14 protein-coding genes are annotated in these 16495 nt (G+C 65.1%); 8 read left to right on the plus strand and 6 right to left on the minus strand.

Annotated features, from left to right (window positions below):
- Positions 1 to 210 precede the first annotated feature (210 nt).
- The 5 genes from CKO23_RS18700 to CKO23_RS18720 all read right to left on the minus strand — a co-directional run bounded on the left by CKO23_RS18700 (position 211) and on the right by CKO23_RS18720 (position 8380).
- Positions 211 to 1347, minus strand: a complete 1137-nt coding sequence (locus CKO23_RS18700) for a DegT/DnrJ/EryC1/StrS family aminotransferase (protein ID WP_200333344.1) — start codon at positions 1345 to 1347, stop codon at positions 211 to 213.
- A gap of 55 nt (positions 1348 to 1402) precedes the next feature.
- Positions 1403 to 2170: an efflux RND transporter periplasmic adaptor subunit gene (locus CKO23_RS18705; protein WP_200333345.1), complete on the minus strand. Its 768-nt coding sequence runs from the start codon at positions 2168 to 2170 to the stop codon at positions 1403 to 1405.
- A gap of 3 nt (positions 2171 to 2173) precedes the next feature.
- Positions 2174 to 3160: a hypothetical protein gene (locus tag CKO23_RS18710; RefSeq protein ID WP_242482558.1), complete on the minus strand. Its 987-nt coding sequence runs from the start codon at positions 3158 to 3160 to the stop codon at positions 2174 to 2176.
- Between the two features lie 134 nt (positions 3161 to 3294).
- Positions 3295 to 4242, minus strand: coding sequence for a glycosyltransferase family 2 protein (locus tag CKO23_RS18715; RefSeq protein ID WP_200333346.1), 948 nt, complete (start codon positions 4240 to 4242; stop codon positions 3295 to 3297).
- A gap of 37 nt (positions 4243 to 4279) precedes the next feature.
- On the minus strand, positions 4280 to 8380 hold the full coding sequence (locus CKO23_RS18720) for a rhamnan synthesis F family protein (RefSeq protein WP_200333347.1): 4101 nt from the start codon (positions 8378 to 8380) through the stop codon (positions 4280 to 4282).
- 277 nt (positions 8381 to 8657) lie between these two features.
- Here CKO23_RS18720 and CKO23_RS18725 point away from each other — a divergent pair, with 277 nt between their 5' ends.
- The 8 genes from CKO23_RS18725 (at position 8658) to CKO23_RS18760 (ending at position 15302) form a co-directional block, all read left to right on the plus strand.
- Positions 8658 to 9503, plus strand: a complete 846-nt coding sequence (locus CKO23_RS18725; RefSeq protein ID WP_200333348.1) for an META domain-containing protein — start codon at positions 8658 to 8660, stop codon at positions 9501 to 9503.
- 111 nt (positions 9504 to 9614) lie between these two features.
- A complete protein-coding gene (gene lptM, locus CKO23_RS18730; protein ID WP_200333356.1) occupies positions 9615 to 9818 on the plus strand; it encodes an LPS translocon maturation chaperone LptM in 204 nt (67 codons plus the stop codon).
- Positions 9819 to 9836: 18 nt separating this feature from the next.
- Entirely contained in the window at positions 9837 to 11084 is a 1248-nt protein-coding gene (gene lysA / locus CKO23_RS18735; protein ID WP_200333358.1) for a diaminopimelate decarboxylase, read from the plus strand.
- Positions 11081 to 11755 (plus strand): methyltransferase, encoded by a 675-nt coding sequence (locus tag CKO23_RS18740; RefSeq protein WP_200333360.1) that lies wholly within the window; start codon positions 11081 to 11083, stop codon positions 11753 to 11755. Before lysA ends, CKO23_RS18740 begins: the two co-directional genes overlap by 4 nt.
- A 70-nt stretch (positions 11756 to 11825) precedes the next feature.
- Complete coding sequence (dapF, locus tag CKO23_RS18745) at positions 11826 to 12653, plus strand: diaminopimelate epimerase (protein ID WP_200333362.1); 828 nt, start codon at positions 11826 to 11828, stop codon at positions 12651 to 12653.
- 13 nt (positions 12654 to 12666) lie between these two features.
- Positions 12667 to 13368, plus strand: a complete 702-nt coding sequence (locus tag CKO23_RS18750; protein WP_200333364.1) for a DUF484 family protein — start codon at positions 12667 to 12669, stop codon at positions 13366 to 13368.
- A 12-nt stretch (positions 13369 to 13380) separates the two neighbouring features.
- Positions 13381 to 14373, plus strand: a complete 993-nt coding sequence (xerC, locus tag CKO23_RS18755) for a tyrosine recombinase XerC (protein ID WP_200333366.1) — start codon at positions 13381 to 13383, stop codon at positions 14371 to 14373.
- A 254-nt stretch (positions 14374 to 14627) separates the two neighbouring features.
- A complete protein-coding gene (locus CKO23_RS18760) occupies positions 14628 to 15302 on the plus strand; it encodes a sulfotransferase family 2 domain-containing protein (RefSeq protein WP_200333374.1) in 675 nt (224 codons plus the stop codon).
- A 102-nt stretch (positions 15303 to 15404) separates the two neighbouring features.
- On the opposite strand, the gene CKO23_RS18765 is transcribed toward CKO23_RS18760, so the two are convergent.
- Positions 15405 to 16193 carry a DUF2189 domain-containing protein gene (locus CKO23_RS18765; protein ID WP_200333376.1) on the minus strand — a complete coding sequence of 263 codons (789 nt, stop codon included), beginning with the start codon at positions 16191 to 16193 and terminating at the stop codon, positions 15405 to 15407.
- Between the last annotated feature and the right edge of the window lie 302 nt (positions 16194 to 16495).

Below are 16495 nucleotides of genomic sequence, written 5' to 3' on the forward strand. Positions count from 1 at the left end.
TTTTCTCGCCGCCGATCCAATCCCCGAATCAGCTCACTCCCTCGCAACCCCTCAATATCCCTTCCTCCCGAAGGAGCCGCGCATTCTAGCGAAACCATAGAACACGTCAAGCCCTTTTTACAGACCACCCCGCACAGAAAAGTCCAACACCTCATACAAGACGAATCCGCGCAAAACGACGCTTGCCAACCTGGTAAATGTGCTCGGCTCTTAGCCCGCAGACGCCAGTCCAGTCGCCGTGGCGACCGCATCGACGACCTGAAGCTGCACCTCTTCGGTCAGATAGGGATGCATCGGCAGACTCAGGACACGGGTCGCGATATCTGCACTGACCGGCGTCCCGGTGCTTGGAAATCCGACGTGGAAGACCGGCTGGTCGTTCAACGGAATGGGATAGTGAATCGCCGTCGGCACGCCAAGCTCATGCAGCTTCTGAGCCACGCCCTCTCGGTCACGAACTTGCAGCGTGTATTGCGCATAGACGGACACGCTGTCAGCCGGGACGAATGGCGTGAGGACAGCCGCCCCGCCAATGTCAGTCGAGACCGCGCCCCGCGCATTCAACAGCTCGGTGTAGCGCGCACCCAGCCGCGCTCGCGCCTCGACCTCCGCCGGAAAAATGTCGAGCTTGGCCAGCAACACGGCTGCCTGCATGGTGTCCAGGCGCCCGTTCAAGCCCAGCCGCGGATGGTGGTAGCGCCGGTCCTGACCGTGATTGCGAATCTCGCGCAGCGCCTTGGCGAGATCGTCGTCATCGGTGAAACAGGCGCCAGCGTCCCCATAGGCACCGAGCGGCTTTGCGGGAAAGAAGGAGGTGCAGCCGATCTTGGAGAGACTGCAGGAACGGCGACCACGATCACTGGCGCCGAAGCTCTGGGCAGCATCTTCGATCACAGCGATGCGATGGGCGTCGGCCACGGCATTGATGGCATCCATATCGGCGCATTGCCCATAGAGCGACACGGGCATGATGGCCCGCGTCCTGCCGGTGATGGCCGCTTCCAGCTTGCTGGGGTCCAGGTTGTAGGTCACCGGGTCGATATCGACGAACACCGGCCGCGCCCCGAGCAGGGCAATCATCTCGCCCGTCGCGATGAAGGTGAAGGGCGTGGTGATGACCTCGTCCCCCCTGCCGATTTCCAGCGCCATCATGGCCGCCAGCAGTGCGTCCGTCCCGCTGGAGAGGCCCACGCAATGACGGACGCCGACGAAGGTGGCAAGGCGCTCTTCAAGCTCGCCGACTTCCGGCCCCATGATGTATTGGCCGTGACTCAGGACGGCGTCGATTCTCGCCCGCACCTCGGACTCGATCCGGGCGTATTGTGCTTTCAAGTCGATAAATTGCATTCGGTTCGCCTTCGCGGCAACCGCGCCGCGGTGTTCGTAATGTCTGGAATACTGCTCAGGGGACCATGAGCTGCACGGTCTCCGAGGGGCGCAGTATCTCGGAGGACTTGATGTCAAAGATGACGTCAAGATAGTAGACCGCACCTTCGAGTTCGACCCGCACCGCCTGGACACCCAGGCTGTAGACGCGGCCTTGACGAACCGCACCGCCAACCTTGACCTGGATAGGCTGCCCCGGCTTGAACTGCCGCAAAACGGTCGCCGTGACCAGGGCGCGCGCCAGCATGCGATCGTCCGGCGCGATGACGATGAGCGGCTCCTGCTGCAGTGTCTTATAGATGACGGCCCCGTTCCATGCATCTCGGGCCACGATGATGCCAGCGAATGGCGCCCTCAGCTCGGTATGCTCCAGAGCGACTTGCGCGGAGGCTTCGGACGCCTTGGCGGCCTCCTCCTCGGCGACGGCGGCGATCTGAGCAAGCTCGGCGTCCTTCAGCTCCTCGATGGCAATGAGGCCGCGATCGAACAGCTCCTGACCTCGACTCAGCTCGCGTTGCGCCTTCTCACCCGCGGCCCGCGCGCGTGCGACCCGCGCGCGCGCTTCCAGGAGCTGGGCGCGGGCCTCGCGCTGATCCATCCGCAGGAGCAGCTCGCCCTGCTTGACGTGCTGCCCGGCACTGACGGCGACCTCTTCGACGACGCCGTTCTCGAGCACGCGCATCTCGACTTCATGAACCCATTCCAGCCAGCCCTTCAGGGCCTGCGCAGCCGCGGCCGGGGTGGCAATCGCACACATCAGGGGCAACAACAACCATCGATACATGGGCTAGGGGCTCCCAGTCTGACCGATCCAAAGCGGCTGACCCACGAGCTCGTGCAGACCAGTCCAGGTGAGCGCCTGACAGTACTGGATCTGCTGCTCCCGCATGCGCGCGTGCGTCTGCTGACTCATGGAGTAACCGAGATCAGCCGTGACTTCGAGCTCGTAGAGGGTCCGGCTCTCATCCAGCTTCAGATCTCGCCACGCCGACTCGACGCTCAGGCTGCGTCTCGCGGCCGCCAAGGCCTTCAGGCGCAAGAGCAGTTCGGTGATCTCCTGGCGCAGCTCCGACTCGAACAGCGGCAGGTCGCTCGGCTGCAGTGCAGGGTCTGGCATGACGAGGCGCTCAGCCTCGAGCGCCGCCTTCAGCCAGTCATCAGTCGTCGGCAAGGGCTCGGGGAGCGCAGGCAAGACGGGATCCGCGAGGGTCCGAGGCAAGTCCTCCGGGTGGCCAAGCGCCCGAGCAAGACGTGAGCGCGTCAATTGCTGACTCAGCTCACTGGCCGTGCGTCGATGCAGCAAATCTTGATAGACGGCCTCAAGCTCGAGCACGCGAAGCTCCGAGAGCTGACCCAAGTCCCGGCGCGCGGCTGCCCGATCGAATTGCACATAGGCGACCGCCATGGCTTCGCTCTCGCTCGAAAAACTGAAGTCCGCCAGCAGGACATCGAAGAACCGCTCCACGACCTCCAGACGTTGGGCCGCGGCGGGTTTCAGCAGCGCACGCAGCCCAGCGTCGCTCTCGGCCTCAGCGCCCGAGCCGCTCGCGAAGGCCAGTTGCTGACAGTCCAGATAGAGCGGTGGGCGACGCGAGACGGGCACGCGCATGTCGGCCGATGCCGTGGACCCGGAGTGGTCGTCGAGGCTTCTGAGCGCCTGCTCCAAACCGAGCGGATCCGGCACATCGCCCACCGCGCAGGATGCATAGACCAATCCCAGTAAAAGACAGGATGCGAGCGTCGACCAAGAGGCGGCGGACTTGAATCTAGACATCTGAGTCTCTGTCACCGGACCAATCTTCGGGGAAAAGTACGAGACCAAGCCCCTCGCGACTGCCGCCATGGGACGCTCGAGGGTGCGGAGAGGGCGGATATACCACGGATCACCCACACTTTGGAAACCCGACTTCACCAGAGCGACATCGCCCGCAACAGGGGCAAGAGGCCGATGCGGCGCTGGGACTGGATCTGGCGACGTTTACGCCAATTCCTCGCAAGCCCCGCCAAGGCATCCCGCTTGGCCCGCCACAAAACGGCGCCACGCCCATCGGGCAGATAGCGCAGCACGACCGCAAGGTGCATGAGCAGGTGGATCGGCAGAAGCGCCAGCAGCAGCGGCAAAGGCATGTTCTTCACGAACAGCCAGAGGATGTTGCGGTGGCCGTGGTAGAGGGCGAAATCGCTCCTGACGCCGGTCAAGGCTGAGCCCTGATGAACGACCTGAGCCAGGGGAACGTACCGACAGCGGTATCCGGCCAAGCGCATCCGAAAACCTAGATCGACGTCTTCCGTATAGCAGAAGAACTCCTCGTCGAAGCCACCCAGACGCGCGAAGAGATCGCGCCGATAGAGGGCCGCGGCCGCGCACGGTGAGAACACCTCGTCCGCCTCGAGCCGCCAGTCGGCAGCTCGGCGCCCATGATCCCGCCTCCAGACCAGGCCAGAGATGTGCATGACGTCCCCGCTGCCGTCCAAATGGCGGCGGCTTGCATCCGTGTACATGCGGCTCCCGAAGGCACCGCACTCCGGATGCTGGTCCGCCGCAGACAAGAGCTGCTCCAGCCAATCCGGATCCGGCACGGCATCGGGGTTGAGCAGGGCGATCCAATCGCAGTCGGCCGTTCGGGTGAGCGCGAGATTGTTTCCCTGCGCAAACCCCGTGTTGTGCCCTGGCTGGATGAGCTCGATCTCAGGGCGTCGCTCCAGCGCGGGCAGGGCCTCCTCCGCCCCGCCATTGTCCACCAGGATCACGCGCTCCGGCACCCGCGTCTGCTGGGCCAGACCGTTGAGGCACGCCGTCAGAAGATCGCCGGCGTGATAGTCCACGATGATGACGGCAACGCGGCTTGGCTCCATCAGGGGGCGATCTGGGCGCGAAACGCCGGACGCCGCATCAGAGCCGACCTGATGCCATGCGCTGGCGGTCATAGAAATCCAGCACCGATAGCTCCTGATTCCCACAATATTGGTCTTCGACCGACAAGGCCTGCGACAAGGCGCCAATATCCAGATGGCGATCGACGATCAGCGGCAGCAGCCCAGACACGGCCCGGAGATCCCAGTCTCCCCGGAGGGCGGCTGAGCCGACCGCATCCAGGACGTCCACACAGAATCGCAACGCCCCCTCGTGAATCCGCTCCAAGGTCGGGAAACTGCGCTGCGACGCACCTCCCGGCTTGAAGACCGGCATGACCCGGCCATCACGGCGCTCGAATCCGCCCAGCTGCCCCTCGGGCGAGGTCAGCACGGCCTCCAGGACCAAGGCATAACGGTGAATCGCCTCGCGATCCATGCGTTCGAGCGGCAGCAGGTGACCGAAGCAGGACGCACACCCTCCCCCGCCGTCCAACACCCGGCCCGCCGAAGTATTGGTCACGGCATAGTATCCACTGAGCGGCTGCTCGAGGACCTGCATCAGGGCCAGCTGGATCGTACCCGAGTAGCCGATGTCGATGATGGCGGGACGCTGATCCTCGGCGCAGCCGAGCCCGGCCCAGTAGTCCCGCACGGCCGCGCGCAGAACCGCCGATGCCTTGAGCAACTCGGGCAGGCAATCTCGCAGTAGGACTTGGATCCGATGGTGATCCTCTGGGAGACGCAGGTTCTCATCCAGGACCTCCTCGCCGAGCTTGGCAGCGATATCCTCGACATCCAGGAGACCGAACCGCGCGGTCAGCAGCTGTCGAAACGACCCGTCATAGTGCGCCGCCAGCAGGAGCGCCAAGTCCGCTTCGTCCCGGATCGCGGCCAAACCGACGACACTGCGCGAGCAATAGCAATAGACCCCCGCGGGCAGGTCCGGGGCCACTGCGCTCACAGCGGGATGAGACCGCATGGCGCCATAGAGACGCTCCAGCAACCAACCCTCGCGGCTGAGGAACCTGGCCGAGGTCGCCCCGTCCTCCTGAAGCCGTCGGATCAACCAGGCCATGAAGACGAAGACGATGGGACCAATGATCCCGTAGCCAAAGACATCGGGGTCGGCAAAGGGTCGATGCGTCGGCTCCGGCGTGGTCGTGAGGTGGCGATTGACCCGATTGGCGACCAGACCCAGGATCAGCTCATTGCGCCATGAGGGGCGTTCGCGGAAGCACCTGATGAAGGCCTGCCCGCCAGGCAGGATCCCCAAGAGCGCGGCGGGGCGCATCACATGCACCGGGTGCGGGAAGCCGCGATCGACCAGGACTTGAACATCCGAATGCTCATTGTCGCCCACATGCTGCAGCTGTGATTGCGCGACGTCTTCCCGCTGGAGCACATGCTCCCAGATATCCCCGCGGTCTTTCCTGCGCCCCGTATCCGCGGAGACATAGAGCCGATCGAAGACATCCAAGCCGAGCCGCGCGAGCACTGGCCGAAGATGCGCCTCGCCGAGGTACATATCGGAGACCAGGATCAACCGCCGCCCGGCCCGATCGAGCGCCTTCAAGGCATCCGCCGCCACCGGATTGACGACGAACAGCCCCTGCTCGGTCGTGACCTCAAGCTGCAACAGGGCCTGCGCGCGCGCCTCGTCGAGCTTCAACATCTGCGCCAGCGCCCGATAGATCGCCTCCACCGCGACATCCTGACCCGGCTCGAGGACCGCCCGCGCCATGGCCTCGGCTTGGCGGCGTCTCGCCGTGAAGTCGGGGATGCCATAGTCCCGCGCGACCTCTTCCTCCAGCATCCAGAAGACAGCCTCCGGCCGCGCGAAGGGTCTCAGGATCAGGGTATCGAAGAGATCGAAGGAGACGAGCGGCGCGTCGGCACATCCCAGCCGGATCCGCTCGGCCAGGGCATGGGGGGCATAGTGGCTCAGCACGAAGGGGCTGAATGAGCGCAAGCAATGCCGCCCTTGCTCGCAGAAGAGCAGCCGCCGCGTCAATCCGGCCGCCTGGGCCGAAAACGTCAGACAGCGTTCGATGGCATGGTGCAGCGTATTGTCTGTCTGGCCCTCTTCCGGCGGGAAATCCGAGAGGCCGAGCCCAAGATCGAGCAAGGGCCGCAGCGCCTGCGTCCTGGCCCAGAACATGGAGCCGGCGGGATAGTCGATGTACTGGCCGAAATCGACGTCCGTGAAACCGAGCCTGCCGAGAAGCGCCTCGGCGTGCGCGCGGTTCGAAAGCCAGGTATGCGCCCAATAGGGCAGGCCGGGAAAGGTCTCCGGGTAGATGAGGCCGACCGAGGCGTCGACGGCGAACTGCGCGAGCACCGCACGGAACCGCGTCTCGTCGCCGAGCATGGACTCCAGCAGATAGCGACGCCAATCCTCGCCGAACTGAGGAGATCCGGTGTAGCTGGACCGCTTGGTGTGGATGTGACCGACCACGTCGAGCGCGGCGATCTCTTCGCGGAATCCGACGATCAGCGGGGCGATGTCGCGCCCACGGTTCGGCAGAACCTTCACCGTCAGCTGCGCCTTGTCGCCAAGCAGGGCGCGCTGGCCGAGCACCCGCTCGCGGTCGGCCTGCGAAGAGACGGAGACCATCAAGTGGTAGGCAACCGGCATCTTGGCCAGATAGCGGCAGAGCTCCGGAAACAGATCGACGAAGAAGACATGCGCCATGATGCCGCATCGCAGGGTCGGCAGCGCCGCCATCTGCATCTCGGAAGGACAATAGGGCGGACTGTCCAGGGTGAGCATCGCGGGGGCCGCGCGCGGCGACCTTCGCTGCATGTGGAAACCTACCCGCCGAATCGACCCGCCAAGACCATCGCGTCGAACGCGGCTGACGAGCTTGACCAAGAGCCGCCGCCACCCGCCGCTCAGACGCGCCGCATCCGAGGCGCTCGCCAGGAGCGCCGGCAGCGGACCCAGCGCAGCCCTGCCCCGCGCCTTGACACGCTGCATCCCCTGGCTGACCACACGAATCGGGAGCGTCACGCGCCAACTGGTCGAGGCCAGCGTGGCGCGGTAGGCTTCGGCCGCCTCGCGATAGAGGTAGTCGGTGCGTTTGAAGGCTTCGTGCAGTTCGCCCTGCGCGAATCGCAGATCATGGTACTCCTGGTCGAGATCGCGGTGTTTCTCCAACAGATCATCGTGCAAGTGCTCAAGCCCCTGATGCGCCTGGATGAGGTCAGTGTGCTTGGCCTGGAGCGCTTCGAGTGCCCCGGAGACGATGCGATAGGCGTCGTCGCGGCTGCGGAACTCCTGGTGGAGTCGAGCGTGGTCCGCGTTGAGCCGATCATGCGCGGCGAGCAGTGCCTCGTGCTCCTCGTGCAGCTGCCGATGCGCCTCCATCGCCTTGCCGAGCCGCTCCTGCGGCAGCCGCAAGGCCGCATCGAGCTGCTCCGCGCTCCAACGCGCCTTCCACTTGGCGAGCAGCCGCTGGCGGGCCTGGGCGACGCGCTCGGCACTCTGCCCCCAACCCGCGTTGGAGCCACCTCCCGCGCGGTAACCGGCAGACACCTGGTCCAGATGCACGAAATCGGTAAACTCGGCGCATTGGAGCCAGAAGTCCCAGTCCTCGAAGACATCCAAGGCCGGATCCAATCGGCAGCCAAGCCCGAGGAGTTCACGCCGAAAGAGCACCGCATGAATCGGGATATGATTCTCGAGGCGCTGCGCAACCGGGTCGTAGGGATCATTGAGGAGCGCGATGTCCTCGGCGTCGGGCGATTCGCGATAACGAACCCCGGCATAGGCGGCCATGACATCCGGACGCCGACTGAGCACATCGGCCAAGGCGCCGATGTGCTCGGGCTCGAGCCAGTCGTCGTCATCGAGGAAGATCAGGAGCCGGCCGCTGGCTGCATCCAGCCCCGCATTGCCCGCGTGGCAACGGCCCCGACTGACCGAATGGACGAGGTGCTGGACCTTGATATCGCGAAGGCCCGCAATCGGCCCCACAAGGTCGGACATGTCTCCGCCGCCATCGTTGACGACGACGATCTCGAGCGGCCGATACCTCTGCGCAACGCAGGAGGCGAGCGCGTAGTCGAGCGTCTCGCGCCTGTCCTTGGTGCGGATGACGATCGAAACGAGCGGGTTGGCGTTGCTGGCGTCTGGCATTGGCATCGGAACCCGAAAAAGCGCCCAATTGTAGAGAGCGGCCGCTATTTGGCAACCGAACTTGCGGTCGACACGGCAGCGACGACATCCGTTGCCGGCGCACCAGAGACCACGGCGGCGCGCCCAGCTGCACGGACCCCGCCGCATCCCGGCGTCGGCAGCTCGCGTCACGGACAGAGCGATTCACGGACAGATCGAGCGAGCCATCGCCAGATCCTGTCATCTACGAGAGATCAGGGAGTCGAGACCCGGGATCTCCTACTTCGGAGAGCATGTCATGCGTCATACCCCTATCGTCTTCGCCGTTTCACTCATGAGCCTCGCGACGGCGCTTCCAGCCGCCGAGCCCGAGATTCCCATCGCCGCGTCGCCGGCGCCAGAGGCGGCACCGGCACCCAACGTCCAGCTCGAAGGACCGACCTGGCAACTGGTCCAATACCGCGCGTCCGGCGGTCTCGTCGACGTCGTCGCACAAGCCAGACCGGCCCGCTTCAAGTTCGCCGAGGGCGCGCTGTCCGGCGGCACCGGCTGCAACCGCTTGACCGGCTCCTACACCCTCGATGGCAGCATCCTGACCCTGGGGACAGGCCTTGCCTTGACGCGGATGGGTTGCCCGCTACCCGTCATGGAGCAGGAAAAGGCAGTGATCCAGGCCCTCAGGAAGGTCGCCACCGCGAGCCGCGACGGCGAAGCATTGGAGCTGCGCGACGCTCAAGGCGAGGTGCTGCTTCGCTTCAGCCTGCCGACGACGACGCCGCTCGCCGGCCGCACCTGGAAGTTGAGCACCTATAACAACGGCAAGCACGCGATGGTCACGCCCATCGCGGGAACAGGCATCAGCCTGGTGCTGGACGGCCAAGGTCGACTCAGCGGCCACGACGGCTGTAACAGGTACATGAGCGGCTACACGCTCGAAGGCGACAGGCTCGCCATCGGCCCCATCGCAACGACCCGCATGGCGTGCAAAGCCGGCAAGGACAGGGCCGAACAGGCCGGCGCCTACGCCGCCGCCTTGGGCCGGGTCGCGAGCTATCGCATCGAAGGGGCTCAGTTGATGCTCTCGGACAAGGACGGCAAGCCGGCCGCGCGCTTCGCCGCCGAGACCACGGCACCCGCGCAATAACGGCGGAGAACCGCTGCCGCGGGCCTCCTGGCAATGGCTTTGGCGCATCAGCCAAGCCGCTGCCGACCATGTATACTCGGCGCTTTCGACCCTCTCCTTGCGAGGCGCATCATGCTCTGCTGGGCCAGAACGCTCTTCATTCTCGTCGTCGTCGCGCTCGGGGCCCTGAGCATGCTCAACGCCTGCGGTCAGAGGGGGGATCTCTACCTTCCGGAACCGCCCCCGCCGACGCCCGCGTCACGGGGTGAGGACATTCCGGGCATACCGGCACCCCCGGCAGACGCCGGTGGCCACGCCGCCCAACCATCATCGTGAGCTTCGTCCCAGCACCGCATGGACTATTTCAACGACCGCGACGGTGTCATCCACGCCGAGGATGTACCCCTTCCAGACATCGCCGAGCGCTTCGGCACGCCCTGCTACATCTATTCGAGGGCCACACTTGAACGCCATTGGCGCGCCTTCGACCGCGCCTTCAAGGATCACCCACACCTCATCTGCTTCGCGGTCAAGGCCAACGCCAACCTGGCCGTGCTGAATGTCCTGGCCCGCCTGGGGTCCGGGTTCGACATCGTCTCGGTGGGCGAGCTCGAACGCGTCCTGGCCGCTGGCGGCGACCCAGGCAAGGTCATCTTCTCCGGCGTCGGCAAGCGCGAGGACGAGATCCGCCGCGCCCTGGAGGTCGGCATCCGCTGTTTCAACGTGGAATCCGAATCCGAACTGCTCCGCGTCGACCGCATTGCCGGCGAGCTAGGCGTCAAGGCCCCGGTGTCGCTGCGCGTCAACCCGGACGTCGACGCCCAGACGCACCCCTACATCGCCACGGGGCTCAAGGAGAACAAGTTCGGCATCGACATCCACGCGGCCGAATCCGTCTACGCCTTGGCCGCGGCCATGCCGAATCTGCAGGTCGTGGGCATCGACTGTCACATCGGCTCGCAGCTCACGGACCTGGCGCCCTTCATCGATGCCCTCGGGCGCGTCCTGGACCTCGCGGACCGACTCTGCGCCTCGGGCATCGCCATCAAGCACCTCGACCTGGGCGGCGGACTCGGCATCCGCTACCGCGAGGAGCACCCCCCGGAGCCCGCGGCCTATGCCGCCGCCTTGAGCTACCAGCTCGCCGACCGTCCCTATGAGGTCATCCTGGAGCCGGGGCGCGCCATCGCCGGCAATGCGGGCATCCTCCTGACGCGCGTGGAATACCTCAAGCACAACAACCACCGCCATTTCGCCATTCTGGACGCGGCCATGAATGACCTGCTGCGCCCCGCCCTCTACCAGGCCAATCAGGACATCGTCCGCGTGGTCCAAGAGACGGATGCGGATGTCGCCCGCTACGACTTGGTCGGTCCGGTGTGCGAAACCGGCGATTTCCTGGGCAAGGACCGCATGCTGGCACTGAACGAGGGAGACCTGCTCGCGGTGCGCGGCAGCGGCGCCTACGGCTTCACCATGAGCTCGAACTACAACAGCCGACCAAGGACCGCCGAGGTCATGGTCGACGGCGATCAGGCCTATCTCGTGCGCGAGCGCGAGACCGTCGCCGGCCTCTTCGCCGGGGAGCGCAGCCTGCCGTGAAGCGTCGACTCGAGCCCGAGCTGATGGACACGGACGCGCAAGCGGACGCTTACGCCGCCGCGGATTTCAACGCGTCCAACACGCTCTTCATCGATCTCCTGAAGCGCCTCGGGCCCGGTCCACTGGATGGCGCCCGCGCACTCGACCTGGGCTGTGGACCGGCGGACATCGTCATTCGCTTCCTGCGCGCCTATCCCAAGGCCCACTGCGACGCACTCGACGGCGCTCAACCCATGCTCACCCGCGCCCAAACGGCCATCGACGCCCTGCCCGGCGTGGCTCAGCGCTGCCGACTGATCTGCGACACCATCCCGTCCGAGCAGCTCCCCAAGGCGCACTACGACCTCATCCTCTCCAACAGTCTGCTGCATCACCTGCATGACCCGCGGGTACTTTGGCGCACGCTGCGGGCGGCCGCCCGGCCAGGCGCCATCGTCCTGATCATGGACCTGATGCGACCGGCCTCGGCCGGCTGGATCGAGGCGCTGGTCGAGACCTATGCGGGAAAGGAACCGGAGGTGCTGAAAACCGACTTCCGCAACTCCCTTTATGCCGCCTTCGAGCCTGCCGAAGTCACGGAACAGCTCACCGAGGCTGGACTGAACGAGGCACTGGAGGTCAATGTCGTCAGCGACCGACACCTTGCCGTCATGGGGCGGCTACCCGAGTGATGCAGCCATCCGAGCAACCCGCGGGCGGATGTGCAGCCCTGGCGGGCCGCGCAGCGCTCGTGCAGCCCGCATGAAGCGGCGTTTCACCAAGATGCAGGGCATCGGGAACGACTTCATCGTCTTCGACGCCGTTCGTCAGCAGATCGATCTCGATCCAGAGACCATCCGCCGTTACGCCGACCGTCGCTTCGGGATCGGCTGCGACCAGATCCTGCTGGTCGAGCCGCCGCGTCTGCCCGAGACGGACTTCCACTACCGGATCTTCAACGCCGATGGCTCCGAGGTCGAGCAATGCGGCAATGGCGCGCGCTGCTTCGCCCGCTTCGTGCGCGACCAGGGGCTCACCGACAAGGACGAGATTCCGGTCGGCACCGCGGCCGGCAAGATCCGACTCTATCTGGAGCCGGACGGCCAGGTGCGCGTGGATATGGGGCGCCCCGAGCTGCGCCCAGATCGCATCCCCTTTCTGGCGGAGGCCGAGAGCACGACCTATGAGCTGGACATCGAGGGTCGGGCGCTGACGATTGGCGCCGTCTCCATGGGCAACCCGCATGCCGTGCTCATCGTCGACGACCTGGATCAGGCACCGGTCGCGGAACTCGGCCCGCGCATCGAGTCGCATCCGCGCTTCCCGCGGCGGGTCAATGCGGGCTTCATGCAGATCCTCTCGCCCCAGCACATCCGCCTGCGGGTCTACGAGCGCGGGGCCGGGGAGACCCTGGCCTGCGGGACTGGCGCCTGTGCCGCCGTGGTCAGTGGCCGCTTGCGCGAGCGGCTGGATGCGCGCGTGCGGGTCAGCCTTCCAGGCGGGGATCTTGTGATAGAGTGGCAAGGTTATGCCCACAACGTCTGGATGACGGGTCCGGCGATACCCGTATTCCAGGGGGAGATCGAGTGATGAGGGGACTATCGTGAACACTCAGCAGGCCGAGCAAACGACCGTCGAGGATCCAGACCTCGAGAAACGCGTCGCGGACTATCTGTCGAACCATCCGGACTTCTTCGAGCGCAACAGCGACCTGCTAGTCGCCCTACGAGTCCCGCATCTGACCGGGGTTGGCGCGGTCTCCTTGATCGAGCATCAGGTCCGCGTCCTGCGCAAGCAGCTGGACTCGGAGCGCAACCGCCTGACCCACCTCATCTCGCGTGCCCGTGAGTACGAGGCACTCTCAGAGCGCCTGCACAACCTGACGCTTCACCTTATGTCGGTGAGCGATCCGGAGCACCTCCGTCATCTGCTTCACGAGGCCATGGTGCGCGAATTCCATGCGGAGGCGGTCTCCCTCAAGCTCTTCCCGCTCGCGGCCGCGGCAGAGGGAGACGCTGATCCCCTGACCAGCGCCTTCCGCGACTTCATCGACAAGCAGCAAACCCTTTGCGGCCCATTGACCGAAGCCAAGGCGCGGCTGCTCTTCGGCGAGACAGGCGGCGGTATCCGCACGGCGGCGCTGGTGCCCATCCATGCGGAGGGCAGGTCTGGCGTGCTCGCCATCGGCAGCGCAGACCCCGAGCGCTTCCATCCGGACATGGGCACGAACTTCCTCGACCGGCTCGGAGAGATCGTCAGTCACAAGCTCAGAACCATCCCGCTCGAGCAGGACAGCCAGCACTGACGCGCCACGCCGATGAGCGACTCGGACGCCGCCGGCAGCCTCGCGCGCTTCGTCACCCACCTCGCCCACGAGCGCCGGCTCTCCCAGCACACGGTCAGCAACTACCGCAGCGACCTCGAACGCGTCGCCTCCTGGCTCGCCGAACAGGGAAACCAGACGCTGGAGCAGCTCGACGAACCGACCGTCAGACGCTATATCGCCTGGCGGCATCGCAATGGCGCCTCTGGCAAGACCCTGCAACGCGAGCTCTCCAGCATCCGCAGCTACTACCGTTGGCGGATGCGCGAGGGGTGCGCCAAGACCAATCCCGCCGTCGGCGTCCGCGCGCCCAAGAGTCCGCGCAAACTGCCGTCCACCCTGGAGGCGGATCAACTCTGCGCCCTGCTCGATCGGCCGAATGACGACACCTTGGTCATCCGCGACACCGCCATGATCGAACTCTTCTACTCGTCCGGACTGCGTCTGGCGGAGCTGATCTCAGTGAACCTGGGTGATATCGACATGGTGGACGGCGAGCTGTCCGTGGTCGGAAAAGGCGCGAAGACGCGTCGCGTTCCGGTTGGCGTCAAGGCACGCGAAGCCATCGAGCGCTGGCTACGGGTCCGGGGGCTGCTGGCGGCGATGGACGAGCCAGCCCTCTTCGTCAGCAGCCGAGGCCGCCGTATCCATCCGCGTACCGTGCAGCAACGCCTGACACACTGGGCCGAGCAGCAAGGCACAGCCAGCGGAGTCCATCCGCATCTGCTCAGACACAGCTTTGCGACGCATCTCCTCGAGTCGTCCGGAGATCTCAGGGCCGTGCAGGAGCTGCTCGGTCACAGCGACATCGGAACCACCCAGATCTACACCCATCTGGACTTTCAGCATCTGGCGCAGGTCTACGACCAGGCCCACCCCAGGGCGCGAAAGCGCAGCCGGAGCGACCAGGCCGCGCAAGACCGCCGGGATGCTCCCGGCACGCCAGACACCCACCTGGACCGCCTGCCGACGCATGAAAAGGATTGAATGCCGCCGTCCGGAGAGCGCTGACTGCTCGCGTGACATGCCGGCCGAACTCGACGCGGTGGGAGCGGCGCCCTCGCCGCGGGTTGACCGGGATGATCGCGCCGAGGGCGTCACTCCCGCGCGCGTGCCGACAGGCTCAATCGTGCCGACAGCCCCAAGGGGAGCTTCGCGCCGACCTGCTTCGCTGATTGCTATCACCTAGGCTCGGCACCCGCCGAGCTGCCGTCTTCTCAGGGTCTTCAGAGTCTCCCCGCGTGCTGCTTTCACCCAAGTACAACTTTCTCTTCGTCCATATCGCCAAGACCGGAGGAACCAGTGTCCGCGCCGCCCTGGAGGGGCTGCGTTGGCGCGATCCCTGGTACTACCCCATGTTCCTCTGCAGTCGGCTCAGTCACTTGAGCGGGCACCGCATCGCCAGCAAACTGCCCCGCCACGCCAAGGTCGTCGCCGCACAGGAGTTGCTGCCCCGGGAGTATTTCGATGCGCTCTTCAAGTTCGCCTTCGTCCGCAATCCCTGGGACCTCCAAGTCAGCTCTTTTCACCACATCCGACGCGAGCGCCCCCACTATCTGGGCGGCAATCAGACCTTCGAGGACTTTCTGCGCTGGAAGCTCGACCCGGAACGGCCCTATCAGTATCACATCGACACCTCCATCACCCTCCAGACCGACTACCTCATCGACCTCAGCGGGAAGATCATCGTCGACTTCGTGGGCCGCTACGAGCGGCTGCATCAGGACTTCGCGATCGCCTGTGCGTGTATCGGCATCCAACGACCGGCGCTACCGCACGCAAGACAGGCCAAGGACCGCACGCGGGACTACCGGACCTACTACAGCGACGCGACCGCCGAATTGGTCGCGACCCATTTCGCGCGAGACATCGGGATGCTGGAGTACAGTTTTGATCCGGAGTCCCACTCGGACTAGCCAAGGCGATCAGAGCCGGGGTTGGCGACAGGCGCCACGGGCGGTCACGGGGACGTTGCCGGGCCGGCGCGCGACCCGGCCAGCCCGCCGATCTGATAGAGGCTATCGGCGCGGAACCAAGTCGCGGTAGGCGTGCCAGCTCGCATGTCCCACCAAGGGAATCGCGAGGAAGAGCCCGATGTAGAAGGTCACCAAGCCGACCCCGACGACCAGCACGATCAACCCCGCCCAGAGCAGCATCGGACCCAGGTTCATCATCACGGCCTGGGTGCTGGTGCGCATGGCCGTGAACGCGTCCACATGCCGGTCCATGAGCAAGGGCACGGTAATGGCGCTGATGCAAAAGACGCAGAAGGCGAAGAAGGCACCAACCAGCGTCACGGCAAGCAGGACGAGGTTGTGCTGACCGGAGAGAAAGACCACGGGAACGAAGTTGTCGAAGGTCGGGAAAGGATCGTTGAACAAGAACACCACGAGCAGCACCGAGGTCAGCAGCCAGGCCTGGAGCCCGACGAAGAGAATCCCCGTCACGATGCCGAGCTGTCCTTGATTGCGTTTGAACGCCTCGAGCGCCTGACAGCTCTCGAGCGACTCCCCGCGCTCCAGATGAGCGCTCATCTGGTAGAGACCGATCGCCATCAAGGGCGCCATGAGAAAGAAGCCCGCAATCAGAAAGGGAAGCACGAAGGTCATCTTGCCGAACACCATCAGGCTCGTCATGGTGACACTGAGCAGGGCGATCCCGAAACCATAGGTCAGGCTGTAGCCCGGAGCGGCCAGGATGTCGCTCCAACCCTTTCTGAGCCAGGACCAGGGATACTCGAAATCGATCGAGCTGACCGATAAGGCATGCGTTCGACCATCAGGGTCCACTGCCGCGGTGTGTTGCATCGCGAAATCCTCCTAAAGGTGACTTATTTTGAGTGTGAAGAGCTGGCGCGCGTCGTACCGATCGGCTCGGAGGCGACAACGCCGGAGTCTTGTCGTGATTCGTTATGGGTATGCGAAGGTCGATCCGGGTGAGGTGACCTTCTTGTTGAACAAGACATCAAGGGATCTGAACCCAAGAGCCCCGACGGTGGGCACCTTGCCTTCGGATTCAGACCTCAACCATCCATGACTTTCGAGCCAAACGCAAGAGAAACAAGCGCAAGAGCAAATCCTCAGTATTCGAGATGACCGATGCTCGCCAT

Origin of the sequence: Thiocystis violacea (genome assembly GCF_016583565.1) — a bacterium.
GTDB lineage: Bacteria > Pseudomonadota > Gammaproteobacteria > Chromatiales > Chromatiaceae > Thiorhodococcus > Thiorhodococcus violaceus_A.

What these genes read in the sequence shown, in the direction of transcription:
- CKO23_RS18700 (WP_200333344.1), bottom strand. Translation starts at nt 1,347, where the DNA reads ATGCAATTTATCGACTTGAAAGCACAATACGCCCGGATCGAGTCCGAG.
- CKO23_RS18705 (WP_200333345.1), bottom strand. Translation starts at nt 2,170, where the DNA reads ATGTATCGATGGTTGTTGTTGCCCCTGATGTGTGCGATTGCCACCCCG.
- CKO23_RS18710 (WP_242482558.1), bottom strand. Translation starts at nt 3,160, where the DNA reads ATGTCTAGATTCAAGTCCGCCGCCTCTTGGTCGACGCTCGCATCCTGT.
- CKO23_RS18715 (WP_200333346.1), bottom strand. Translation starts at nt 4,242, where the DNA reads ATGGAGCCAAGCCGCGTTGCCGTCATCATCGTGGACTATCACGCCGGC.
- CKO23_RS18720 (WP_200333347.1), bottom strand. Translation starts at nt 8,380, where the DNA reads ATGCCAGACGCCAGCAACGCCAACCCGCTCGTTTCGATCGTCATCCGC.
- CKO23_RS18725 (WP_200333348.1), top strand. Translation starts at nt 8,658, where the DNA reads ATGCGTCATACCCCTATCGTCTTCGCCGTTTCACTCATGAGCCTCGCG.
- lptM (WP_200333356.1), top strand. Translation starts at nt 9,615, where the DNA reads ATGCTCTGCTGGGCCAGAACGCTCTTCATTCTCGTCGTCGTCGCGCTC.
- lysA (WP_200333358.1), top strand. Translation starts at nt 9,837, where the DNA reads ATGGACTATTTCAACGACCGCGACGGTGTCATCCACGCCGAGGATGTA.
- dapF (WP_200333362.1), top strand. Translation starts at nt 11,826, where the DNA reads ATGAAGCGGCGTTTCACCAAGATGCAGGGCATCGGGAACGACTTCATC.
- xerC (WP_200333366.1), top strand. Translation starts at nt 13,381, where the DNA reads ATGAGCGACTCGGACGCCGCCGGCAGCCTCGCGCGCTTCGTCACCCAC.
- CKO23_RS18765 (WP_200333376.1), bottom strand. Translation starts at nt 16,193, where the DNA reads ATGCAACACACCGCGGCAGTGGACCCTGATGGTCGAACGCATGCCTTA.